The following is an 843-nucleotide window of genomic DNA, read 5'->3' on the forward strand; positions in this document are numbered from 1 at the left end:
CTGGCCATCGCGGGACAGCGCTGAATTGTAGCTTCAACGAACATCATATCTGGGCTATTTGCCAAGCTTTATGTGAATATCGCCAGGCTCAAAATATTAGTGGTACTTTATTTTTGGGTAAAGATACCCACGCCTTGTCGGAACCTGCATTAATTAGTGCGCTTGAAGTCTTTGCGGCGCAAGATGTCGAAGTGCGCATTCAGCAGGGCGGTGGCTATACGCCTACTCCAGTTATCTCTCACGCCATTCTTAGTCATAACCAAGGGCGCACCCAGGGACTTGCCGACGGTGTGGTGATTACGCCATCCCATAACCCTCCTCAAGATGGAGGCTTTAAATATAACCCTCCTCATGGTGGGCCTGCAGATACCGATGTTACTAACCTGATTCAGGCACGTGCGAATGAACTTTTAGCTCAAGGTATGGAAAAAGTAAAAAAGGTTTCTTATTCGCAGGCTTTGGCAGCTAGCAGTACGCAAGAAATTGATTTTGTCATGCCCTACGTGAAGGACCTGGAATCTGTGGTTGATATGTCTGCCATTTCCAAAAGCGGCTTGCGTATAGGTGTTGACCCAATGGGCGGGAGTGGTATTGCTTACTGGGAGCCGATTGCCGAGCATTATGGTTTGAACCTGGAGTTAGTCAATAAGCGGGTTGATCCAAGCTTTTCGTTTATGCGTGTTGATAAAGACGGCAAAATTCGTATGGATTGTTCCTCACCTTATGCCATGGGTCAGTTGATTGAATTAAAAGACCAATATGATGTCGCCTTTGGCAACGATCCTGATTACGACCGTCATGGCATTGTGACTCGAAGCTCTGGCTTGTTAAACCCAAATCACT

Annotated in this window: 1 pseudogene; it reads left to right on the forward strand. The window is 46.9% G+C overall.

Annotation, left to right across the window (positions count from 1 at the left end):
* Positions 1 to 843: pseudogene (locus tag A3763_RS07870) on the forward strand (alpha-D-glucose phosphate-specific phosphoglucomutase); the annotation flags it as partial.

The organism is Oleiphilus sp. HI0128, assembly GCF_001635365.1.